This window comes from Polaribacter gochangensis (genome assembly GCF_046224025.1).
Taxonomy (GTDB): Bacteria; Bacteroidota; Bacteroidia; order Flavobacteriales; family Flavobacteriaceae; genus Polaribacter; species Polaribacter gochangensis.
Map to the genome: position 1 here is coordinate 794537 of NZ_JBJXRF010000001.1, position 21529 is coordinate 816065.

At 32.1% G+C, this 21529-nt stretch carries 25 protein-coding genes; 8 read left to right on the plus strand and 17 right to left on the minus strand.

The genetic code is table 11. The annotated features are described in order from the left end of the window. Positions 1-23: 23 nt before the first annotated feature. Genes ACEWL1_RS03660 through ACEWL1_RS03670 form a run of 3 tightly spaced genes read right to left on the minus strand, consistent with a single transcriptional unit; the run spans position 24 to position 2519 of the window. Positions 24-449 carry an OsmC family protein gene (locus tag ACEWL1_RS03660; protein WP_409231925.1) on the minus strand — a complete coding sequence of 142 codons (426 nt, stop codon included), beginning with the start codon at positions 447-449 and terminating at the stop codon, positions 24-26. Between the two features lie 31 nt (positions 450-480). Beyond that, complete coding sequence (locus ACEWL1_RS03665) at positions 481-1506, minus strand: aminotransferase class I/II-fold pyridoxal phosphate-dependent enzyme (protein WP_409231926.1); 1026 nt, start codon at positions 1504-1506, stop codon at positions 481-483. Between the two features lie 2 nt (positions 1507-1508). Beyond that, a complete protein-coding gene (locus ACEWL1_RS03670) occupies positions 1509-2519 on the minus strand; it encodes a dipeptide epimerase (RefSeq protein ID WP_409231927.1) in 1011 nt (336 codons plus the stop codon). Between the two features lie 73 nt (positions 2520-2592). On the opposite strand from ACEWL1_RS03670, the gene ACEWL1_RS03675 reads away from it, so the two are divergent. Both ACEWL1_RS03675 and ACEWL1_RS03680 read left to right on the plus strand, forming a co-directional pair. Continuing rightward, positions 2593-3183 (plus strand): carboxymuconolactone decarboxylase family protein, encoded by a 591-nt coding sequence (locus ACEWL1_RS03675; RefSeq protein ID WP_409231928.1) that lies wholly within the window; start codon positions 2593-2595, stop codon positions 3181-3183. Between the two features lie 195 nt (positions 3184-3378). Beyond that, positions 3379-4929, plus strand: a complete 1551-nt coding sequence (locus ACEWL1_RS03680; RefSeq protein WP_409231929.1) for a M20/M25/M40 family metallo-hydrolase — start codon at positions 3379-3381, stop codon at positions 4927-4929. An 81-nt stretch (positions 4930-5010) separates the two neighbouring features. On the opposite strand, the gene ACEWL1_RS03685 is transcribed toward ACEWL1_RS03680, so the two are convergent. The 8 genes from ACEWL1_RS03685 to ACEWL1_RS03720 form a co-directional block, all read right to left on the minus strand. Then, the gene (locus tag ACEWL1_RS03685; RefSeq protein WP_409231930.1) at positions 5011-5376 is read right to left on the minus strand and encodes a DUF2200 domain-containing protein; all 366 of its coding nucleotides are present in this window, start codon (positions 5374-5376) and stop codon (positions 5011-5013) included. 11 nt (positions 5377-5387) lie between these two features. After that, positions 5388-7100, minus strand: a complete 1713-nt coding sequence (locus ACEWL1_RS03690; protein ID WP_409231931.1) for a M28 family peptidase — start codon at positions 7098-7100, stop codon at positions 5388-5390. A gap of 36 nt (positions 7101-7136) precedes the next feature. Next, positions 7137-7709: a uracil-DNA glycosylase family protein gene (locus ACEWL1_RS03695; RefSeq protein ID WP_409231932.1), complete on the minus strand. Its 573-nt coding sequence runs from the start codon at positions 7707-7709 to the stop codon at positions 7137-7139. A gap of 312 nt (positions 7710-8021) precedes the next feature. After that, positions 8022-8693, minus strand: a complete 672-nt coding sequence (gene rsmI / locus ACEWL1_RS03700) for a 16S rRNA (cytidine(1402)-2'-O)-methyltransferase (protein WP_409231933.1) — start codon at positions 8691-8693, stop codon at positions 8022-8024. A 119-nt stretch (positions 8694-8812) separates the two neighbouring features. Next, positions 8813-9172: a cupin domain-containing protein gene (locus ACEWL1_RS03705; RefSeq protein WP_409231934.1), complete on the minus strand. Its 360-nt coding sequence runs from the start codon at positions 9170-9172 to the stop codon at positions 8813-8815. 24 nt (positions 9173-9196) lie between these two features. Beyond that, positions 9197-9805, minus strand: a complete 609-nt coding sequence (locus ACEWL1_RS03710; RefSeq protein WP_409231935.1) for a MarR family winged helix-turn-helix transcriptional regulator — start codon at positions 9803-9805, stop codon at positions 9197-9199. Between the two features lie 56 nt (positions 9806-9861). Beyond that, positions 9862-10125 carry a DUF2024 family protein gene (locus ACEWL1_RS03715; RefSeq protein WP_409231936.1) on the minus strand — a complete coding sequence of 88 codons (264 nt, stop codon included), beginning with the start codon at positions 10123-10125 and terminating at the stop codon, positions 9862-9864. Between the two features lie 15 nt (positions 10126-10140). Then, entirely contained in the window at positions 10141-10374 is a 234-nt protein-coding gene (locus ACEWL1_RS03720; protein ID WP_409231937.1) for a thioredoxin family protein, read from the minus strand. Positions 10375-10534: 160 nt separating this feature from the next. Here ACEWL1_RS03720 and aspS point away from each other — a divergent pair, with 160 nt between their 5' ends. From aspS to hflX, 6 genes are all read left to right on the plus strand, one after another. Next, positions 10535-12289: an aspartate--tRNA ligase gene (gene aspS, locus ACEWL1_RS03725; RefSeq protein WP_409231938.1), complete on the plus strand. Its 1755-nt coding sequence runs from the start codon at positions 10535-10537 to the stop codon at positions 12287-12289. A gap of 46 nt (positions 12290-12335) precedes the next feature. Continuing rightward, positions 12336-13046, plus strand: coding sequence for a DUF6503 family protein (locus ACEWL1_RS03730; protein ID WP_409231939.1), 711 nt, complete (start codon positions 12336-12338; stop codon positions 13044-13046). Continuing rightward, entirely contained in the window at positions 13046-14836 is a 1791-nt protein-coding gene (locus ACEWL1_RS03735; RefSeq protein ID WP_409231940.1) for a chloride channel protein, read from the plus strand. The genes ACEWL1_RS03730 and ACEWL1_RS03735 overlap by 1 nt, the downstream gene beginning before the upstream one ends. A gap of 42 nt (positions 14837-14878) precedes the next feature. After that, positions 14879-15115 (plus strand): hypothetical protein, encoded by a 237-nt coding sequence (locus tag ACEWL1_RS03740; RefSeq protein WP_409231941.1) that lies wholly within the window; start codon positions 14879-14881, stop codon positions 15113-15115. A gap of 320 nt (positions 15116-15435) precedes the next feature. Then, positions 15436-15774, plus strand: a complete 339-nt coding sequence (locus tag ACEWL1_RS03745) for a hypothetical protein (protein WP_409231942.1) — start codon at positions 15436-15438, stop codon at positions 15772-15774. A gap of 112 nt (positions 15775-15886) precedes the next feature. Continuing rightward, positions 15887-17095 carry a GTPase HflX gene (gene hflX, locus ACEWL1_RS03750; protein ID WP_409231943.1) on the plus strand — a complete coding sequence of 403 codons (1209 nt, stop codon included), beginning with the start codon at positions 15887-15889 and terminating at the stop codon, positions 17093-17095. Here the strand turns inward: hflX and ACEWL1_RS03755 are convergent, their stop codons facing one another. The 6 genes from ACEWL1_RS03755 to ACEWL1_RS03780 all read right to left on the minus strand — a co-directional run bounded on the left by ACEWL1_RS03755 (position 17096) and on the right by ACEWL1_RS03780 (position 21504). Further along, positions 17096-18193, minus strand: coding sequence for a CNNM domain-containing protein (locus tag ACEWL1_RS03755; RefSeq protein ID WP_409231944.1), 1098 nt, complete (start codon positions 18191-18193; stop codon positions 17096-17098). It abuts the gene before it with no gap. A gap of 110 nt (positions 18194-18303) precedes the next feature. Beyond that, positions 18304-19143, minus strand: a complete 840-nt coding sequence (locus tag ACEWL1_RS03760) for a DUF3078 domain-containing protein (protein ID WP_409232260.1) — start codon at positions 19141-19143, stop codon at positions 18304-18306. A 54-nt stretch (positions 19144-19197) separates the two neighbouring features. Continuing rightward, positions 19198-20055 (minus strand): DUF3078 domain-containing protein, encoded by an 858-nt coding sequence (locus ACEWL1_RS03765; protein ID WP_409231945.1) that lies wholly within the window; start codon positions 20053-20055, stop codon positions 19198-19200. Positions 20056-20112: 57 nt separating this feature from the next. Beyond that, positions 20113-20622 (minus strand): DUF2480 family protein, encoded by a 510-nt coding sequence (locus tag ACEWL1_RS03770; protein WP_409231946.1) that lies wholly within the window; start codon positions 20620-20622, stop codon positions 20113-20115. A gap of 112 nt (positions 20623-20734) precedes the next feature. Further along, on the minus strand, positions 20735-21055 hold the full coding sequence (locus tag ACEWL1_RS03775) for a DUF59 domain-containing protein (RefSeq protein WP_409231947.1): 321 nt from the start codon (positions 21053-21055) through the stop codon (positions 20735-20737). Between the two features lie 32 nt (positions 21056-21087). Beyond that, positions 21088-21504, minus strand: a complete 417-nt coding sequence (locus ACEWL1_RS03780; protein WP_409231948.1) for a SufE family protein — start codon at positions 21502-21504, stop codon at positions 21088-21090. Positions 21505-21529: the final 25 nt, after the last annotated feature.

Genomic DNA, 21529 nt, shown 5'->3' on the forward strand with positions numbered 1-21529 from the left:
TTAGTATTGAATTTATTTTTTAATTATTTTTCATGCAACTGTATTTCTGTTGTTATTTTTGCAAATTGTCTAAACATTTCCATCACACCACAATATCTATCTACCGATAAATTTACCGCCTTTGTAATTTTATCTGCTTTTAAATCAGTTCCGTAAAAATGATAAGCAACATGCACTTTATGGTAAAATTTTGGGTGTTCTTCTGTTAATTCTGCTGTAACAATGATGTTAAATTCTTCTGGTTCTGCACGCATTTTTTTCAAAAGCGAATCTACATCTAAACCAGAACAACCAGCCAAAGAAGAAAGCATTAATGCTTTTGGTCCAAAACCAACTAAATCGCCTTGATCTTCACTTGCATCGTACATTATTAGTTTACTTCCACTCGGATTATCCGATTCTAAAATTCCGTTTTTTTTCCAAGTTGTTGTTACTGTATTTGTTGCCATTTTTTATAAGTTTTTTACAAATTTACTATAATTAGAATTGGGTTAAGCATTCTATTAAAGAATCTAATTGTTTTTTGGTATGATTTGCATTCAATACAATTCTATTAATTTTTTTGGTGGATGATGGATAATAGAAACTGGTAATTAAAATATCGTTTTTGTATAAATTAGCAGCAATTTCTTCATGTTCAAAAAAGAAAACAGGATACTTTTCTGACATCCGAACCACTTTTAAATGGTTTAATTTTTGATACACATAACTGCAATTTTCTCGTAATTTTTTTAATTGTTGTTGATAGATTTCTTTTGCGTTTACAAATGCTTCTAAAAAAGACGGACTCATACCAGCGCAACCAATAAATAACGAATCGGTCTTTATCAAACTGATAAATTCTCTACTTCCAGAAATTATTCCGCCATTTACGCCAAAAGCTTTTCCTAAAGAAGCAACTACGATAAGTTCTCTGTTTTTTGCTTTCTTAATTTGAGATGAAATTCCATTTCCGTTTGTGCCTAAAACCCCCAAACTATGCGATTCGTCTAACAAAATATACACAGTATTTGTCTCAGAAATTAAGTTTAAAAACTCAAACGAAAAAGGCGATGTTTCTAAAGCGGCAATGGCATCAACAATGATACAAATAGATTTGTTTTGTGCCTTTTTTAATTCAGAATTGACTTCAGAGTTTTCAAAAACAGGTTTTGCATCTTCCGTTAAAATTGCCGGATGTGTTTTTGGCATATAAAAAAAGCCATCTACTTTTTTTTGTAAACTTCGCAAAGCAAATTGTCCGGCTAAAGTTCCTGAAGAAACGGTAACTGTATCTTCAGTATTTAAAAAAGCACTTATATATTCTTCGCTTTTTTGATACACTGCAAGTTTTAAATTGGCGCTTCTAGAAGCGCCATATGAAGTTCCCCATTTTAAAACACTTTGTGTAACCAATTCTTGAAAATTGGGCAACATCGGAATTCCTAAATACGAAGTTCCGCTAAAAAACAAAAACTCTTTGTTATTAATTACCGCCGTTGTATTTGGTGCTTTTTGTAATTGCATCCTTATAGTAAGTTTCCGCCAATTCCGTTTTCATTAGCATATAAAATAACACCATCTTTAATGGTAATTCCCGTAGCAATGTCTTCTTTTAAAAGTAGGGTTCCGTCCATATCAACATAATCTAACAAAGGCAATAAATGCGCAATTGCAGAAATTCCGATGCTCGATTCTGTCATACAACCCACCATGGTTTTTAACCCTAAACTTTTTGCTTTTTCTAACATTCTTTTCCCTGGAGTTAAACCACCACATTTGGTAAGTTTTACATTTACCCCATGAAATAAACCTGCACATTTTTCAACATCACTTTCTATAATACAACTTTCGTCGGCAATAATTGGCAACGCAGAATTTTCATATAATTTTTTATGACCTTCAATATCATCAGCTCTTAAAGGTTGTTCTAAAAACTCAACACCTAATTCTTTTAATTTAAAAGAATTTTCGATGGCTTCATCAGCCGTCCAACCACAATTGGCATCAATTCTAAAAATAGCATTTGTGTGTTTTCTAAGCTCAGTTACAATTTCAATATCGTTCTTTGTTCCCAATTTTATTTTATAAATCGGCCAAGGCAATTCTTTCATTTTTGCAACCATGGTTTCAATAGTATCAATTCCAATGGTATAATCTGTCATCGGGTTATTAGCTGCTTGTAAACCCCAAACTTCGTATAGTTTTTTACCTTTTTTGCGTGCGCATAAATCATTAAAAGCCATGTCTAAAGCACAAAGCGCAAACATATTATTTTTAAAAAGTGGCTGTAGTTTTGTCCAAAATTCATCTGGAGTTGCATCAGACAATGATTCAATAAAAGCTTGGTTTTCGGTAATTTGATCATTCAAATTTTCCATGGTAATTTTATAATAGGTGTTTGAAGAAGTTTCTCCAAAACCATGAAAACCATCATCAATCAACTCAACAATTAAAGTAGGTTGTGTGTTTCTAGATTCTCTAGAAATGGTAAAAGTGTGCTTTAAGACTAAGTCGTAAGTATGTAATTTAAGCTTCATATAGAAAGTTTGATGAATTAAAAGTTAAAGTTATAAAAATAGATATATTTGAGGTTATAAAAACAGAAAAGATATGCCATTAGTAACACCATTATCAGCAAACCACGATTTAGAAACACAAGAATTAGCAGAATTCTTTAATGAAACCTTAGGTTTTTGCCCAAACTCGGTTTTAACTATGCAACGAAGACCAGCCATTTCAAAGGCATTTATCAATTTAAACAAAGCGGTGATGGCAAACGAAGGGCGCGTAACATCAGCATTAAAAAGAATGATTGCCTGGGTTTCTAGTAATGCAACAGGTTGTAGATATTGTCAGGCACACGCCATTAGAGCCGCAGAACGTTACGGAGCAGAACAAGAGCAATTAGATAATATTTGGGAATATAAAACGCATAAAGCTTTTTCTGATGCAGAACGTGCAGCATTGGATTTTTCGTTAGCAGCTTCTATGGTTCCAAATGCGGTGGATGAGAATATTAAAATGGAATTGTATAAGTATTGGGACGAAGGTGAAATTGTAGAAATGTTAGGCGTTATTTCGCTCTTCGGATATTTAAACCGCTGGAACGATTCTATGGGAACATCCATTGAAGATGGCGCTGTAGAAAGCGGCGAAAAATATTTAGGAAAAACAGGATGGGAAAAAGGTAAACATCTATAAACTTCTTTTAAAACATGTTTTTGCACATCATTTATCTTGAATTTATTTCAGTAAATAGATGTGCTTTTTTTGATTAAAACCTTATTGTTTTTAAGGTTAATGTTGGATATTTAACATAAACTTTAACAATTAGATGAAGTCTACTTTGTTATATTTACAATCAATAAAATCAACTTAATTTTAAAATTTTATACAATGAAAAAAATCCTACAGATCTTTGTGTTGTTTCTAATGGCTTCAACTGCTGTAACTGCACAAAGTAAAGATCCTGTTGTTCAAAACATTATTAATGAAGCAAACAACAACTCACAATTAGAGCGCTTAGGACACGAACTATTAGACGTAATCGGACCAAGATTAGTTGGTACGCCACAAATGAAACAAGCCAACGACTGGGCTGTTGCCAAATACAAATCTTGGGGAATTTCTGCAAGAAATGAAAAATGGGGAGAATGGCGCGGATGGGAACGCGGAATTACCCATGTAGATATGACCTATCCAAGAGTTCAAAGTTTAAAAGCAACACAATTAGCATGGAATCCAAGTACTTCTAACAAAGGAGTTTCTGGAGAAGTGGTAATTATTCCTACAATTTATGACAAAGCAGCGTTTCAACGTTGGTTAAAAACAATAAAAGGAAAAATTGTGTTGATTTCTATGAAACAACCAACAGGAAGACCAGATTATAACTGGGAAGAGTTTGCTACGAAAGAATCATTTGAAAAAATGAAAAAAGACCGTAATGATGCTGCAAAAGCTTGGGCTGATAATATTAGAAATACAGGATTTAATTCTAGAACAATCATCGCTGAATTAGAAAAAGCTGGTGCAGCAGGTTTGGTTGCTTCTAACTGGTCTAGAGGATTTGGTGTAAACAAAATTTTTAGCGCAAGAACTAAAAAAATTCCAACAATTGATATGGAATTAGAAGATTACGGAATGTTATACAGATTGGCAGAATATGGTAGCAAACCAAGAATAGATATTGTTGCAAAATCTAAAGAATTAGGAAAAGTAGATAATTTTAACACCATTGCAGAAATTAAAGGATCTGAATTCCCAAATGAATATGTTATTCTTTCAGCACATTTCGATTCTTGGGATGGTGGAACTGGAGCAACAGACAACGGTACAGGAACTTTAGTAATGATGGAAGCAATGCGTATTTTAAAGAAAATGTATCCAAATCCAAAGAGAACAATTTTAGTTGGTCATTGGGGAAGTGAAGAGCAAGGTTTAAACGGTTCTAGAGCTTTTGTAGAAGATCATCCAGAAATTGTTAAAAATATTCAAGCTTTATTTAATCAAGATAATGGAACTGGTCGTGTTGTAAACATTTCAGGTTCTGGATTTGTACACGCTTACGATTATGTTGGAAGATGGTTAGCTGCTGTACCAAGAGATATTACAAAGCACATCGAAACAAATTTCCCAGGAACACCAAGTAGCGGAGGAACAGACCATGCATCTTTCTTAGCAGCAGGAGCGCCAGGATTTAATTTAAGTGCTTTAAACTGGTCTTACTGGAACTATACTTGGCACACAAATAGAGACACGTATGATAAAGTTGTTTTTGACGATGTTAGAAATAATGCAATCTTAACGGCTATTTTAACATATATGGCAAGTGAAGATCCTAACAGAACTTCTAGAGAGAAAATTGTAATGCCAATCAATCCAAGAACTGGAAAAGCTAGAACTTGGCCAACTCCACGTTCTCCTCAAAGAAAAGGAGGTTTAGATTAATTAGCATTTAAACATAGTTTATAAAAATAACCTCATCAAATTGATGAGGTTTTTTTATTTAGAATTTTTAAGTTTATTTATTTAAGTAGCTCTCAATATTTTTTCCATTTTACGACCTTTTGCTAATTCATCTACCAACTTATCTAAATAACGAACTTGTTGTGTTAGAGTGTTTTTAATTTCTTCAACGCGATATCCACAGATTACACCTTTAATAAGTTGTGCATTTTTGTGTAATGTAGCTTCTTTAAAAAAGATTTCAAAAGTTGCTTTGTTTTCGATGAGCTCTGTAAGTTTTTTTTCATCAAAACCAGTTAGCCACTCAATTACTTGATGCAATTCTTCTTTTGTTCTTCCTTTTTTCTCAACCTTTGTTAGATAATGTGGATATACAGAACCAAATAACATTTTTGCAATACGCTCATCGTGGTGACTTGTATCGTTCATTTTGCGTTACTTTATTTACTCAATTCTTGAGTGATACTTGCTGCTTTTTCTTTTATAATAGATTGCACTTTTTCTATTTCTGATTGAATTATTGAAACATCAGAAACCATATCGGTAGTTGTTGCTGCAGCTTTTACATACCAATCTTCCCAAGCGGCAATTATTTCTATTTGAGTCTTTGTTTCATCTCCTTTTTCAATTGCTAATTTGCCTTGTTTTAGTTCTTCATTTAAACGAGCAATTGCAGCGTTTTCAATATTTTTCAAAACTTTTTTTGCAGTGTTTACATCGGCATTTAATAATTCAAAAGCAGAAACTAAGGCTGCAGTTCCAACATTTTTCAAAGTTGTTTTAGAAACTTTATCAATTCTGTCATTATCTGTATGATAAAATTGATCTGTAAAATGCCAAAATAACACACTTGGAATGTTTCCTCTTAAAAATGGAACGTGATCACTTCCTCCTTCGTACGGATTTGTATTTACAATCCAGTTTGTACGTTTTCCTTGCGCTTTAAATTTTTCAATGACAAAATCATTTAAATAATGAGGTTTCATTTGGTCTAGCTTCATTTTTCTTCCGCCCCATTCTGAGTGTTTGTCATTTCCACGTGTCCAAATTGCACTTGGATCTGGCATTTTTTCGATTAAGAAAGTTCCGCCTGTTTTCTCAGTGTCTTCTCCAACCATGTCTAGCGAAATTCCCCAAACAATATCTTTTGCTCTAATGCTATCTTCTTTTACATATCTTCCTGTAGAAACAATTTCATCTCCCCATAAAAAGGTTAATGTTCTCTTCGGATTTATTTTCCCTTCTTTCACTAACTTAGCAGTAACTGAAGCCATTTCTAAAGCAGCTCCAACTCCAGAAGCATTATCGTTTGCGCCAGGCTCTTGAATATGTGCGCTAAAAACCAACCGTTTTTTAGGTTGCTCACTTCCTTTAATATCAGCAACAATGGTTAATTCTTTTGATTTGTAAATCTTTGTTTGAACCTTAACGTTTAAAGAAACTTTTCCTTTTGATAAAGCGGTTTTTAAACGTTCTTTTGCTGCGTAAGACATGGCAATTCCCCAAGATTTATGAACTGAATCTAAAGGAACTGAACGAAACTGAATAGATGTTGTATTTTTTTCTGGCTGTAAATAATCTGGATTACTATAGGTCATTACGCCAACAGCACCGCCATCAAGAACAGTTTTAAAAATTCTTCCCGGACTTGTTTCTGCAAAAACAATTTTTCCTTTTACATTGGTAGTTTTTAATTTCTTTACATCTTTAATATAAATTACTTCTGCAGTTACACCTTCTTTTGGTGTACTGTAAGAATTTAAAGCAATCATATTTCTATTGGTTGTATGTGCTAATAATGGTACTGTTTCTTCATTAATTGTGATGTTTGCATCCACAGATTCCCACGTTGGTCTTTTTAATGGACGCGTTTCAATTCTGTATGTCAGCACATCTTTATCTGTGGCATTTTCTTCTAAAACATAGCCATCTTTTTCTAGTTGTTCAGCAATTTTATACACGCTTTTATTAAAACCTGTATTCCCAACAACACGCCAAAATTTTTCTACGAAAGAAACAGTTTCAAACGCTAAGTTTCCAGTCATTTCTTGGTTGATAACATCAGCATATTCTGATGGTTTTAATTCATTATTTTGTTGACAAGCAACAAATAAACTCACACAAAAAGCGAGGATAAAAGATTTTTTTAACATGATTGGTTGTTTTAGGATTGTAATATTACAATTTTTCTATGAAATTATTTTTGAAATGGTTTCTTTTAACGTTGGTAAAACTTCTTTTTCAAACCACGGGTTTTTAGTCAGCCAAAACCGATTTCTAGGCGATGGATGTGGTAATACAAAAAACTCTGGTAAATATGCTGGATAAAACTCAACCGTTTCTGTTAGTGTTCTTTTTGCTTTGCCTTTTAAGTAATAATGCTGCGCATACATTCCGATTAAAAGAACTAATTCAACATTTGACATATTATCAAATAATTGTTTGTGCCACAACGGAGCACATTCTTTACGTGGCGGTTTATCGCCAGAAGTTCCTTTTCCGGGATAACAAAATCCCATTGGTATAATTGCAAACTTTTCTACATCGTAAAAATCTTCATCAGAAACATTGAGCCATTTTCGCAATTGTTTTCCGCTTGCATCGTCCCACGGAATGCCAGATTTGTGGACTTTAATTCCGGGTGCTTGCCCGATAATAACAATTTTAGAATTTTGATGCGCAAAAACCACAGGATTTGCGCCCAACTCTAAATGAGGTTCGCAAAGTGTGCATTGTTTTATTTCTGTGAGGAGGTTTTGCATCTTATAAAGATAAAGATTTCTCGGCTACACTCCGTTTCGCTCGAAATGACACCGTTCTGTCATTCCGAAAAGAGGAACGATTGAGGAATCTCATAATAAAAAATATAACTATAAAAAAGGTAGATTTCTCAATCGCTTAAAAGCTCATCTCGAAATAACATTTTAGTTCTAATATTATTTTAGTACATCAATCCAAGTAAGTATAAAGTGTTACTGTAAAAAAGAATAATTAGTTAAGAGATTTCTCGACTACACTTCGTTTCGCTCGAAATGACATTATTACATTTTAAAATTAGCAAATTGTTACATTAATCATTTCTTCCCTTCAACCACAATCACAATTTCTCCTTTCGGTGGTTTGTTTGTATAATGTGCCAAAACTTCAGCTGCTGTTCCTCTGATGGTTTCTTCAAATAGTTTGGTGAGTTCTCTAGAAACAGAAACTTGTCTGTCTGCTCCAAAATACTCCACAAAATTTCCTAATGTTTTTATCAATTTATGTGGTGATTCGTAAAAAATCATCGTTCTGTTTTCTTCGGCTAAAAGTTGCAAACGCGTTTGTCTCCCTTTTTTTACGGGTAAAAACCCTTCAAAAACAAACTTATCATTTGGCAAACCAGAATTTACCAACGCCGGAACAAAAGCCGTTGCGCCTGGCAAACAATCCACTTCAATATTATGTTCTACACAAGCTCTTGTCAACAAAAAACCAGGATCAGAAATTGCCGGAGTTCCAGCATCAGAAATCAACGCACACGTTTCTCCATTTCTAATTCTGTTCAACACACCTTCAATAGATTTGTGTTCGTTGTGCATATGATGACTGTGCATTTGTGTGCCAATCTCAAAATGTTTCAATAATTTTCCGCTTGTTCGCGTATCTTCCGCTAAAATAAAATCCACTTCTTTTAAAACTCTTACAGCTCTAAAAGTCATGTCTTCTAAATTGCCAATTGGCGTTGGAACTAAGTATAATTTACTCATTGTTCAGTTGTCAGTTATCAATAAACAATTATCAGTTGTCAGTTATCAGTTATCAGTTGTCAGTTATCAGTTATCAATTGTCTGTGTACTACTGTTGATAATTGTTCATTGTTTATTGGTTAAATAGCTTCATACGTTTCTACAGTAATATCTGCAATTACATCGCCTGTATGTTTGGTGCTTAACGGTTCAAATAATAAAAGATGAACCTCTTCTTTTGCAATTGGTTTGTGTGCTACTCCTTTCGGAACAATATAAAATTCGCCTTCGTTTAGCGTTACTGTTTTATCTCGTAATTCAATATCTAAAGAACCTTTAATCACCATAAATAATTCATCTTCATCGTCGTGTTTATGAAACACAAATTCGCCTTTTAATTTTGCTAATAAGATTTGTTGATTGTTTAATTCGCCAATTTTTTTTGGCGACCAATGATCTGAAAACAACTTAAATTTTTCTTGGATATTTATTACGCTCATACAGCAAATTTACAAAAGAAAGTGTTACAAAACAGATTCAAATTCATTACAATCTAATCGGATATCAGAATTTAAGATTTCTTTTTCTAACAAACTACAATGATGTTTGTCGTTGTTTTTTGAGTAAAATTTACAAGCATAACAAGTTCTTTGAACCGTTAAAATGTTTTTTTGATTGAGTTGATAAATCAATTCGCTTAAAGTTGTAAATAAATTTTCAAGATGATTTGTCTCAATATCAACCAACTTCTCTTTAAGCGGATTTAAAAAATCTTCGGTTTTCTTTACAGCAGCTTTTCCAGTATTTGATAATTGTATAGTATAACTTCTAGTGTCTTTTGAAGAAAAATCTTTAACAATCAGCCCTTTTTTGTCGAGCGTTTTTACAGCATCGCTAATGGTTGGTTTGGTTACATTAAACTCTTTTGACAAATAACTTACGTTGCAATATGCTGCTTTATGATTTTCAATAAAAATGAGTATTTGAATCTGAATTGGACTCAAATTTAACTCTTTGGCTTTTTCCCAAAGCAATACTTTAAAACTTTCAGAAATTCGTTGCAATCCAACAAGAACTTTGTTGGCAACATTTTCTTCTTGATTTTTTGGATTAAAAATACTGGTATTCATCATAAAAAAAGCCTGTCAAAATTTTAGTCTGACAGGCAAAGTTAGCAATCCTAATTAAATTAGTTGCAATTTTCCATTTCAATAATGTAAAATCCGTCTTTAGCTATTTTTTGAGCAACCATTTCTGGCGCTTCTTCCATATGACAAAATTGACATTCATTTGCACTTAATCCGCCAGTTTTAAAAGGTTTTGTTTCTAAATACTTTTTTCCAAAACTGTAAATTAATTGTTCATCTGTAACGGTATTTTGTACAAGAATGTCAAAATGCATGATGTTGTCATCTGCTCTTTTTACATAGGTATCCCAAACTGAAACTTTCATCGTTTTCTTTTTAAATTATCCACGAACATCTGCCATAGAAGCTCCAAAATTTAGGTGTAATACATTTCCTGTTGGAGTTACCAATGCTGGTACAGATTTTACACCTGCATTTTCTGCATTGTCTAATTGACTTCTGTCTTCTCCTAAATGTACAATTTCTACATTAGATGCACCAATAAGATTTAAAATATCGTGTTCTGCACTGATACAAACTGGACATCCTGCGTGATAAAAAATTGATTTTTTCATGTGTTTAAAAATTTAAAGTTAATAATGATGCAAATATAGTAAGGAATCCTAACTAAAAAAATATTTTGATGTTTTTTTTGATATAAAGTAGAAATGAAGATTCTCAATAGCAGATATTCTTAGTATTTGATTAAATTTGCAGCTTATATAAAGAAACAACATGTATAGAAGTCATTCTTGTGGTGAGTTAAGAGCATCGCACATCAATACAGAAGTAACCTTGGCGGGTTGGGTACAAAAATCGCGTGATAAAGGATTTATGATTTGGGTAGATGTACGTGACAGATACGGAATTACACAATTAATTTTTGATGAAGATCGTACGCCAAAAGCAATTATTGAGCAAGCAAAAACGCTTGGAAGAGAATTTGTAATTCAGGTTACAGGAACAGTTATTGAGAGAAGTTCTAAGAATCCTAAAATGAAAACTGGTGCTATTGAAGTGTTGGTTTCTAAGTTAGAAATCTTGAACAAATCGAAACTTCCGCCTTTTACAATTGAAGATGAAACCGATGGTGGAGAAGATATTAGAATGAAATATCGGTATTTAGATATTCGTAGAAATCCGGTTAAAGACAGTTTAATTTTCCGTCATAAAGTTTCGATGGAAGTTCGTAAATATTTGTCTGATCAAGAATTCATAGAAGTTGAAACTCCGTATTTAATCAAATCTACACCAGAAGGAGCAAGAGATTTTGTAGTTCCTTCTCGTATGAACGAAGGTCAGTTTTACGCATTGCCACAATCTCCACAAACATTCAAACAACTATTAATGGTTGGCGGAATGGACAAATATTTTCAGATTGTAAAATGTTTTAGAGACGAAGATTTACGTGCAGACAGACAACCAGAATTTACACAAATTGACTGTGAAATGGCATTTGTTGAGCAAGAAGATATCTTAACTATTTTTGAAGGATTGACACGTCATTTATTAAAAGAAATCAACGGAGTTGAAGTGGAGAAATTTCCAAGAATGTTGTACGATGATGCGATGCGTTTGTATGGAAATGATAAACCAGACATCCGTTTTGGAATGGAGTTTGGCGAACTGAATGAGGTTACACAACACAAAGAGTTCAAAGTGTTTAACGATGCAGAATTGGTTGTTGGAATCGCAGTTCCAGGAGGAAATTCTTACACAAGAAAAGAAATAGATAAATTGATTGATTGGGTTCGAAGACCACAAGTTGGTGCTTTAGGAATGATTTATTGTCGAGTTAATGAAGACGGAACATTCAAATCGTCTGTAGATAAATTTTACGATCAAGACGACTTGGCAAAATGGGCAGAAAAAACAGGAGCGAAAGCTGGAGATTTAATCTGTGTATTATCAGGAAATACAACCAAAGTAAGAGCTCAGTTAAGTGCTTTACGTATGGAAATGGCTGAACGTTTAGGGTTAAGAGACCCAAAAGTATTTGCACCACTTTGGGTAATTGATTTCCCATTGTTAGAATTGGATGAAGAAACAGGACATTATCATGCAATGCATCATCCGTTTACATCACCAAAACCTGGGCAACTAGAATTGTTAGATTCTGATCCTGGAGCTGTAAAAGCAAACGCATACGATTTGGTGTTGAATGGAAACGAAATCGGTGGAGGTTCCATCAGAATTCACGATAAACAAATGCAAGCAACAATGTTAAAACACCTTGGTTTTTCAGAAGAAGATGCCAAAGCACAATTTGGTTTCTTAATGGACGCATTTGAATATGGCGCGCCACCACACGGAGGTTTGGCTTTTGGTTTGGATAGATTGGTTGCTATTTTAGGCGGACAAGAAACCATCAGAGATTTTATTGCATTTCCGAAAAATAATTCAGGACGCGATGTCATGATTGACGCACCAGCATTTATAGATGATGATCAATTAAAGGAATTGAGTTTGAAATTAGATATCAAAGCATAAAAAATCAAATCCCGCAATTGCGGGATTTTTTAGTACATTTAATAGTATGAAAAACCTACTTATTTTATTTGTATTATTCTTTTCAATACAATCTTTTGGTCAAGAAATCACAGGAAACCAATTGCTAGAAAAAGCAATTCAATACCACGATCCAAGCGGAAATTGGAACACTTTTAAAGGAACACTGTTTGTAACAATGGAAACGCCAAACAGCCCCAAAAGAGAAAGTGAAATACATATTGACTTGCCTAATCAAATCTTTTCCGTAAAAGCAAAAAGTGGTAAAAATACTTCTGAATATATTTTAGAAAAAGAGAATATTCAAATTGTTTTTAACGGAGAAAAAAATCCAGCAGAAGAAATTTTAAAGAAAAATAGATTGAGTGAAGATCGTGCAAGAATGTATCAAAATTATTATACGTATTTGTATGGTTTGCCAATGAAATTAAAAGACGAAGGAACAATAATTCATCAAAAAGTAATAAAGAAAACCTTTAAAGGCAACCAATATTTGGTTTTAAAAGTTACTTATAAAAAGGAAGTTGGAAAAGAGACGTGGTATTTTTATTTCAATCCAATAACCTTTGCGATGGAAGTATATCAATTTTTTCATGACGAGTCAAAAAACGATGGAGAATATATTTTGTTAACCGAAGAAGAAACTATTAATGGTATAAAAATGCCAAAAAACAGAGCTTGGTTTATGAATAAAGAAGATAAATACTTAGGAACTGATATTTTGAAATCATCTAATTAATGCCAACAGCAAAAGCCATATTTACTAAAATTCATATTTGGAGATACAAACACATTTCTGAACGTCAGTTTGTGTATTTATTAAGCATTCTTGTTGGTTTTTTATCTGGTGTTGCTGCAGTTGTCTTAAAGAATTTAACACACTTTTTTCAGCACTTGTTAGAAGGAAATTTAGTGCAATATTATCATCATGCTTTTTATTTTGTTTTTCCAATTATCGGATTGGCTTTGGTTTATTTAATAATAAAATATGTGATTAGACATAAAGTAAGCCACGGAATTCCTTCTACGCTATATTCAATTTCGAAACGAAAAGGAATCATGAAACGCTATCAAATGATTGGTTCTATAGTAACAGCGCCAATTACTATTGGTTTTGGAGGTTCTGTTGGTTTAGAAGGTCCAACTGTAGCAACTGGCTCTGCAATTAGTTCTAACGTAGCACGTTTTTTTCATTTAAATCAAACCACAAGAACATTATTAATTGGTTGTGCTGCTGCCGGAGCATTGTCATCGATTTTTAAAGCGCCAATTGCAGCGATTATTTTTGCGATTGAAGTCTTTAGTTTAGATTTAACAATTGCTTCGATGTTGCCATTATTATTAGCATCTTTATCTGCCATAATTACGTCGTATTTTTTCTTTGGTTCTGATGTTTTATTGCCGTTTAAGATTGAAGACGCATTTAGTATTAAAGATGTTCCTTTTTATATTATTTTAGGAGTTGTTGCAGGCGTAACATCAATTTATTTTACAGAAGTTTACGACCGAGTTCAAAAGTTTTTCGACCGATTTAGATCTCCTGTAAAACGCTTGTTAATTGGCGGAATTGGATTAGGAATCTTGGTGTATTTTATTCCGCCTTTATACGGAGAAGGATTTGATACGATTAATAGTTTAATTGCCGGAAACCCAGAAGCTTCATTACAGAACAATTTTTTAAATTTAGACCTTAGCAATGTTTGGGTAGTTATTGCATTATTAGCAGGATTGGTTTTCTTTAAAATTATAGCAAGTGCTTTAACATTTGGCGCTGGTGGTGTTGGTGGTATTTTTGCCCCAACGTTATTTATGGGAAGTATTATGGGAAACTGTATTGCTAAAATTATTAACAATATTGGGTTGTTTAACAATCCTGTTTCTGAAAGTAATTTTACATTGGTTGGTATGGCCGGACTTATGGCTGGAGTTTTACACGCACCATTAACTGCAATATTTTTAATCGCAGAAGTAACCGGAGGATATGAATTGTTTATTCCATTAATGCTAACAGCTGCCATTTCGTATTCTATTACAAAATACGCACATCCACATTCTGTTTATGCAATGGAATTAGGTAGAAAAGGCGAATTAATTACGCATGATAAAGATCATGCAGTATTAACACTTATGGATATGGGCAAGGTGATAGAAAACAACTTTGTAAGCATAAATCCTGATATGAATTTAGGGGAAATTGTTCGTGAAGCAGTTGTAAAATCGAATCGAAATATTTTCCCTGTGGTTGGTAAAAAACACGGAGAATTATTAGGAATTATTTTGTTAGACGACATTCGTTCTATCATGTTTGATCAAACCTTATACAATAAAATGTTGGCAAAAGAAATCATGCAAAAACCACCAGCAATTATTGAAATAGAAGAAGATAAAATGACCACAATTATGAAAAAATTTAAAGAAAGTGGCGCGTGGAATTTACCTGTAATAAAAGAAGGAAAATATTATGGTTTTATATCAAAATCAAAATTACTAACAGTTTATAGAAATAAACTGATTGAAGTAACAAGTTAATTTGGGCTTTTTGTAGCTTTGCATAAACTATATTTTCAACGTATGAAAACACTTCTTAAAATACTATTTATCATTTTTATCCTTTGGATGTGTACAGGCATTTATTTATTAAAAACAGAACACCCTAAGGCAGAAATTGTAATGGGTTTAGGGGTTTTTTACCTTTCTTTCTTGTTGATGCCAATTTTTATTTATCACAGATATAAAGACGGTAAATACAAAAAATATCAACTAAACGACGAAAAGTTAAAAGAATTGATGAAAAATAAAGATTCTTAGGATAATAGTTTTTATTCGGCTTTAATTTAAGCGTTATAAACATTAAAATAACATTGCTTCTTTAAAGAATAGTATTAAAAAACTTAATTTTTTTTGACTTTAATACTTACCAATATCTTTTTTTAAATATTCGATAAACTTCTTTGGCTTTTACAAAAAAAGTATCTATATAAACTTGATGTTAATTTCTCTATTCTTTTTGTTTAGATAACCAAAACAATACTTTTTGTTAATTCAAATAATAGTAAAAACTTTTTAGAGTTGAATTAGTTTTACAGTGTTAAACAAAACAATTATAACAACTTTTAAAAATTAGAAAAATGAAAAAAGTAATCGTATTATTCTTAGGACTTACATTAAGTACAACAGTATTATTTGCAAACAATGATAATCCAATCACTGACGCAAAAAACCAATTAAGAACAGAGATTGTAAAATTATTAGGAAACAACAAGTTCCCGTTAACTACAAAATTTGCTAAAGCAGAAATTTCAATTTTACTAAACAGTAAAAATGAGTTAGTAATTATTTCGGTAGAGTCGCAAAATTCACTTTTAGAAAGTTACATCAAAAGAAAATTAAACTACAAAAAAGTAAAAACAACTGTATTAAGTAAAATGAAAATTTACAAAATGCCAATAAAAATTATCCAATCATAAACTATAAGAGAAAACACAAAAATTATTTGAATTGATTAATTAGAAACTTTAGTCTAATAGATTGAGGTTTTTTTTATAAAAAAAATTCTAATTCTTTGTACCTTTGCAGTATATGATAGACGAAAGAGAAGTAACTTCAGAAAAAGCTGTTTTAATTGGTGTTATTACACAATTTCAAGACGAAACGCAGTCTGAAGAATATTTAGATGAGTTAGAGTTTTTAACGTTAACCGCAGGAGGAATTGCGGTAAAAAGATTTACACAAAAATTAGAAAAACCTCATCCAAAAACATTTATTGGAGCAGGAAAACTAGAGGAAGTTGCTGCATATATAGAATCACACACTATTGGTACCGCTATTTTTGATGACGAATTATCGCCAGCACAAATAAGAAATATCGAAAAAGTTTTGGATTGTAAAATCTTAGACAGAACCAATTTAATCTTAGATATTTTTGCGCAAAGAGCACAAACAAGTTCCGCTAAAACTCAAGTTGAATTAGCACAATGTGAATATTTATTACCAAGGTTAACAAGACTTTGGACACACCTTGACAAACAAAAAGGTGGAATCGGAATGCGTGGACCTGGAGAAACAGAAATTGAAACAGACAGACGTATCATTCGTGATAAAATTACCATTCTAAAAAAGAAACTAGCAACTATTGATAGACAAATGGCTGTGCAACGTAAAAACCGTGGAAAAATGGTTCGTGTTGCTTTGGTTGGGTATACCAATGTTGGGAAATCAACATTAATGAATGTAATTAGCAAAAGTGATGTTTTTGCAGAAAATAAACTCTTTGCAACCTTAGATACAACCGTTAGAAAAGTGGTTGTAAAAAACATTCCGTTTTTAATGACAGATACTGTTGGGTTTATTAGAAAATTACCAACACAATTGGTAGAATCTTTTAAATCTACTTTAGATGAAGTTCGCGAAGCCGATTTATTACTGCATGTTGTAGATATTTCTCATCCAAATTTCGAAGATCATATTGCCTCTGTAAATACCATTTTAGACGAAATAAAAAGTGCTGATAAACCCACACTTATGGTTTTTAATAAAATCGATGCCTATGCTCACGAAACCATCGATGAAGATGATTTGGTTACAGAAAAAACCAAAGCACATTATACGTTAGAAGATTGGCAAAAAACGTGGATGAATGATATTGAAACCACCGCTGTATTTTTATCTGCCATCAACAAAGAAAATATTGAAGAGTTTAAAGAAAAGGTGTATGAAGAAGTAAAGAAAATTCATATTGCACGTTTTCCGTACAACAACTTTTTATATGATGAATATACGGTAGAATAGTTATTCCTCTTTATCATCAGTAAAATCAAAATCATCAATAATTCCTAGGCGTTTTGCTCTGCGTTTCCAGCTTTTTCTAGCCAAAGTTTGTAGGTTTTCAATATTGTCCATTTCATCCATAATTTCTAAACCAAGCAAGGTTTCAATCATGTCTTCTTGAGTAACCAATCCGCTTACAGAACCGTATTCATCTACAACCAAAGCAATATGTTCTCTTTGCTCTATAAGTTGACCAAATAAATCGGGAATTGGCAAGCCTCTTTGTGTGACTAAAATGTTTCTTCTAATGTCTTTTAACTGTTGATTTCCATTCCCTTTTATAATTGCTTCTAACAATTGATCCTTTAAAAAATAACCAGTGATATGATCAGAATTTCCTTCGTATAAAGGAACTCTAGAGAAACGTAGGTTTGGATTCTCGTCAAAAAACTCTTGTATGGTTTGTGTTTCATCAGAAGATTTTAAAACAGTTCTTGGTGTCATAATATCTTTTACCAAAACCGATTTAAAGTTGAGTAAGTTTTTAATTATTTTACTTTCGGATGCTACAAAAACTCCTTCTTGTTCCGCAATATCTGTCATTGCCGAAAACACTTCTCTACTTAAAACGGATGCATGTGCAGGTTTTCCAAAAAGTTTGGTAAACAATTGTAAAAACCATAAAACACCTGTCCATTTAAAAATAAAAAGCAAAACGGTTAATGTTGTTGTGCTAAATTTTGCTAGTTTTCTCCAATGAGTTGCACCAATTGTTTTCGGAATTATTTCAGAAAGAATTAATATTAAAACAGTCATAATTGCCGAAACAATACCCACAATATTAAATCCTAAAAATTCAATTTTATACGGTAATTTTTCTGCTTGTACTCCAACTAAAATAGCACCAACCGTATGTGCAACTGTGTTTAAAGTTAAAATTGCAATAAGCGGTTTATCAACATCGTTTTTTAAACGTTCTAGCTGAGTAGCATAAGATCTTTTTTCTCTTTTTTTAATTTTAATAAATGTTGGTGTAACACTTAGTAAGACTGCTTCTAGAATAGAGCAGAAAAAAGAAAAGAAAATAGAAAGTGTAGCAAATACAATTAAAAGAGTCATACTATTATTTGATTGGTTAAATATACTAAAAAATGCATCGCAAAAAGAGTTCAGTTGTTAAATACAAAGAGCCAGCAAAAAGCTAGCTCTTAAAATAGAAATTTTGTTTGTTAGAATATATAATTAACTCCCAGCCCAAATACTTCTTTAAACTGCATTTTGCTTGTTGCATTGTCATCAACAATTGCATGAAAATTTAAGTTGGTAGATAAATATTTATTGATTTGCATTACAAAGTTTAATTGATAATCTAAATCCATGTTTTGTGGCTTGTCTAAATAGTTAGCATATACATTTACGATGTTTTCCATCGTAATGTTTTCCATAACTGTTGTTTTATGGTTTAAAGAACCATTAAAACCAAGTTCGTATCGCGTGTTTTTCCCTAAATCTGTTCCGTATAGACCAGAAAACTCATCAGAAACCATGGTAATTTTAGAAGTTAATGGTGCTAAATTTATTTTAAAGTTATTTGACTTTTTCCATAACATTCCAGGTCCAAAACTTAAATATCCTGGTGCTAAAAATGCTGAGGTTTTTACCTTTGGAGTTGTTTTGTAATTATACCCGTTAGTAAATTGTGTTTTAAAATTTAAAAAGAAAGAATACGACCAATTTCCTGTAGATTTTTTACCATATAAAGAGTTAAACTCAAAACGGTCATCTGTTTTTCTTGTTCCGTTTCCTTTAACATTATTTAATCCATAAGCCACCATTATTTTGTTGTCCCATGTGGTGTTTTCTTTTGAATAATTAAAATCATAATTGATTCCTAAATTTCCAGAAATGGTATTGTCTCCACCAGCTACCCAATTAGAAAAAGAAGATTGATTTACTAAAAAAGAAATATTACCTGATTTTTTCCAGTTAGACGTTGATGAATCCGTTTTTTCTTGCGCTTGAATTTGAACTGCAGCAATTAATAAGAATGCTATCGTAATTTTTTGAATCATTTTTTTTGAATTTATTTTAAGATTGTAACTCAAAGTAAAGTCACAAAGAATTTATTTTTTATGAAAAACATACTTTAACCCTAGACCAAATATTTCTTTCAGTTGAATTTTACTTGAGGCGTTGTCATCAATTAGGGTGTGAAAAAGCACATCAACCGTCATGTATTTGTTTACATCTATAGAAAATTTTGCTTGATAATCTAAATCAACATTCTGAGCTCTTTGCAAGTAATTAGAATACAACGCAATAATATTTTGCATGGTAATGTTTTCCATCACTTCAAATTTTAAGTAAGCGGATAAACTAAAACCTAAAGCAAATTTTACGTTTTTTCCTGCTTCTACACCGTACTTACCAGAAAAATCATCACTTACAAAAGTAAATCTTGAAGTTGCCGGTGCAATATTTACAGTAATATTATCAGATCTTTTCCATAACATCCCTGGTCCGAAGGACAAATATGCTGGTGAGAAAAAATCAGAAATGGGCTGTCTTGGTGTTTTTTTATAATCAAACCCTCTACTATATTGCGTCTTAAAGTTTAAGAAAAAAGAGAAAAACCAATAATTATTAGATTTTAAACCTAATAACGAGTTGTATTCAAATCGATCACTCGTTTTACGAACGCCAGCATCTTGTATATTACTTAAACCATAAACAGTAATAATCCTATTGTCCCAGTTCCATTTTCCATTTTTGTAGTTAAAGTCATAATTAACACCAATGTTTCCAGCAATTGTGTTATCTCCACCAGCTTTCCAATTGGTAAAAGTAGATTGATTAAATAAGAACGTGAACAATCCTGTTACTTTCCATTTTGGAGGTGCAGGAGGAATACTATCTTTTTTTTCTTGCGAAAAACTAAGTGTAGAGATTAATAAAAGACAACCGAAAAGACACTTTTTCATCAGTTCTTAAAAGAATTTTAATCTGCAAAAGTAATACGAATTGAAGAACAAAAAAAATTATTTTAAGGCTTTGTAAAGCGGAACAGTAGAACAGGCTTCTCCAAACATTATTGTTTTTGCAATTGGTTGCAATTTTTGTACTAAAAGTGTATATGCAGAAGCAGGAATTGGTTTGTTAGAACAACCTTTTATAATAATAGATTTCTCTTTAAAAGGTTCTTGGTTTATTTGATTGATTATTTCTTCAAATAGCACAGTTTCTAAAATTTCTAAAGAACCAACAACAACTTTTTTTGCAAATGGCGATAATTTTGTAGCAATTAATAGAAATGCCCAAGAAGGTATAATGGCGTCAGTAGAACACGTTAAAGCAACGTAATTATCTTGATATTGAATCCAATGATGCTCGTTTACAAAAGCTCTAAAGTCTTTCTCTTTCAAAATAATTTCTTCAAAGAGCCAATCTTTAATGTCAAAAACCACTCGATCCCCTTCGGGATAAAAGTCCTCAAGATCTAATGTAACTAATTTGCTATTTGCAACTCTATTGATTATTTCTTCTGCCATTTTTTTAGATTCAAAGGTTCAAAGGTTCAAAGGTTCAAAGGTTCAAAGGTTCAAAGGTTTGCTAGCTACTAACTGTCAACTGATAACCGATAACTGTTCACTGAAAACTAAATTAAAGCATTCCTAACTCTAACTTTGCTTCTTCGCTCATCATTTCTTGTGTCCATGTTGGGTCAAAAGTAATTTCTACTTCTGCTTTGTTAATTTCTTTTAAAGAAGCTACTTTATCTTCTACTTCTTTTGGTAATGATTCTGCAACTGGACAATTAGGTGATGTTAACGTCATTAATATTTTAGCGTCGTTGTCTTCATTTACAAAAACATCATAAATCAATCCTAATTCGTAAATATCAACAGGTATTTCAGGATCGTAAATGGTTTTGATAACTCGTACAATTTTATCTCCAATTTCTTCTAATTCTACGTCGTTCATGTTTTTTTATTTTTATAAAATGGTCGTATTCTTTATTTAGCTTGTAACGCAATTGCGTACATTTTTATTTGTTTTATCATAGAAACCAAACCGTTTGCTCTGGTTGGCGATAAATGTTCTTTTAATCCGATTTCATCAATAAAACGAGTATCTGAATTTAAAATCTCTTCGGCTTTTTGATTAGAAAAAACACGTAATAATAAAGCAACAATCCCTTTGGTTAAAATAGCATCGCTATCCGCAGTAAAAACAAGTTTTTCGTTTTGTATTTCAGAATGTAACCAAACTTTAGATTGACAACCTTTTATTAAATTTTCGTCAAGTTTGTAAGCAGCATCTATTAAAGGCAAAGATTTACCTAAATCGATAATGTATTCATAGCGCTCCATCCAATCATCAAACATCGAAAACTCGTCAATAATTTCTTCTTGTATTTCTTTGATAGTCATTTTTTAAACTTATTTTTGCACAGTC

Excerpts from the sequence above, each read along its gene's own strand:
- ACEWL1_RS03660 (WP_409231925.1), bottom strand. The coding sequence starts at position 449 with ATGGCAACAAATACAGTAACAACAACTTGGAAAAAAAACGGAATTTTA.
- ACEWL1_RS03665 (WP_409231926.1), bottom strand. The coding sequence starts at position 1,506 with ATGCAATTACAAAAAGCACCAAATACAACGGCGGTAATTAATAACAAA.
- ACEWL1_RS03670 (WP_409231927.1), bottom strand. The coding sequence starts at position 2,519 with ATGAAGCTTAAATTACATACTTACGACTTAGTCTTAAAGCACACTTTT.
- ACEWL1_RS03675 (WP_409231928.1), top strand. The coding sequence starts at position 2,593 with ATGCCATTAGTAACACCATTATCAGCAAACCACGATTTAGAAACACAA.
- ACEWL1_RS03680 (WP_409231929.1), top strand. The coding sequence starts at position 3,379 with ATGAAAAAAATCCTACAGATCTTTGTGTTGTTTCTAATGGCTTCAACT.
- ACEWL1_RS03685 (WP_409231930.1), bottom strand. The coding sequence starts at position 5,376 with ATGAACGATACAAGTCACCACGATGAGCGTATTGCAAAAATGTTATTT.
- ACEWL1_RS03690 (WP_409231931.1), bottom strand. The coding sequence starts at position 7,100 with ATGTTAAAAAAATCTTTTATCCTCGCTTTTTGTGTGAGTTTATTTGTT.
- ACEWL1_RS03695 (WP_409231932.1), bottom strand. The coding sequence starts at position 7,709 with ATGCAAAACCTCCTCACAGAAATAAAACAATGCACACTTTGCGAACCT.
- rsmI (WP_409231933.1), bottom strand. The coding sequence starts at position 8,693 with ATGAGTAAATTATACTTAGTTCCAACGCCAATTGGCAATTTAGAAGAC.
- ACEWL1_RS03705 (WP_409231934.1), bottom strand. The coding sequence starts at position 9,172 with ATGAGCGTAATAAATATCCAAGAAAAATTTAAGTTGTTTTCAGATCAT.
- ACEWL1_RS03710 (WP_409231935.1), bottom strand. The coding sequence starts at position 9,805 with ATGATGAATACCAGTATTTTTAATCCAAAAAATCAAGAAGAAAATGTT.
- ACEWL1_RS03715 (WP_409231936.1), bottom strand. The coding sequence starts at position 10,125 with ATGAAAGTTTCAGTTTGGGATACCTATGTAAAAAGAGCAGATGACAAC.
- ACEWL1_RS03720 (WP_409231937.1), bottom strand. The coding sequence starts at position 10,374 with ATGAAAAAATCAATTTTTTATCACGCAGGATGTCCAGTTTGTATCAGT.
- aspS (WP_409231938.1), top strand. The coding sequence starts at position 10,535 with ATGTATAGAAGTCATTCTTGTGGTGAGTTAAGAGCATCGCACATCAAT.
- ACEWL1_RS03730 (WP_409231939.1), top strand. The coding sequence starts at position 12,336 with ATGAAAAACCTACTTATTTTATTTGTATTATTCTTTTCAATACAATCT.
- ACEWL1_RS03735 (WP_409231940.1), top strand. The coding sequence starts at position 13,046 with ATGCCAACAGCAAAAGCCATATTTACTAAAATTCATATTTGGAGATAC.
- ACEWL1_RS03740 (WP_409231941.1), top strand. The coding sequence starts at position 14,879 with ATGAAAACACTTCTTAAAATACTATTTATCATTTTTATCCTTTGGATG.
- ACEWL1_RS03745 (WP_409231942.1), top strand. The coding sequence starts at position 15,436 with ATGAAAAAAGTAATCGTATTATTCTTAGGACTTACATTAAGTACAACA.
- hflX (WP_409231943.1), top strand. The coding sequence starts at position 15,887 with ATGATAGACGAAAGAGAAGTAACTTCAGAAAAAGCTGTTTTAATTGGT.
- ACEWL1_RS03755 (WP_409231944.1), bottom strand. The coding sequence starts at position 18,193 with ATGACTCTTTTAATTGTATTTGCTACACTTTCTATTTTCTTTTCTTTT.
- ACEWL1_RS03765 (WP_409231945.1), bottom strand. The coding sequence starts at position 20,055 with ATGAAAAAGTGTCTTTTCGGTTGTCTTTTATTAATCTCTACACTTAGT.
- ACEWL1_RS03770 (WP_409231946.1), bottom strand. The coding sequence starts at position 20,622 with ATGGCAGAAGAAATAATCAATAGAGTTGCAAATAGCAAATTAGTTACA.
- ACEWL1_RS03775 (WP_409231947.1), bottom strand. The coding sequence starts at position 21,055 with ATGAACGACGTAGAATTAGAAGAAATTGGAGATAAAATTGTACGAGTT.
- ACEWL1_RS03780 (WP_409231948.1), bottom strand. The coding sequence starts at position 21,504 with ATGACTATCAAAGAAATACAAGAAGAAATTATTGACGAGTTTTCGATG.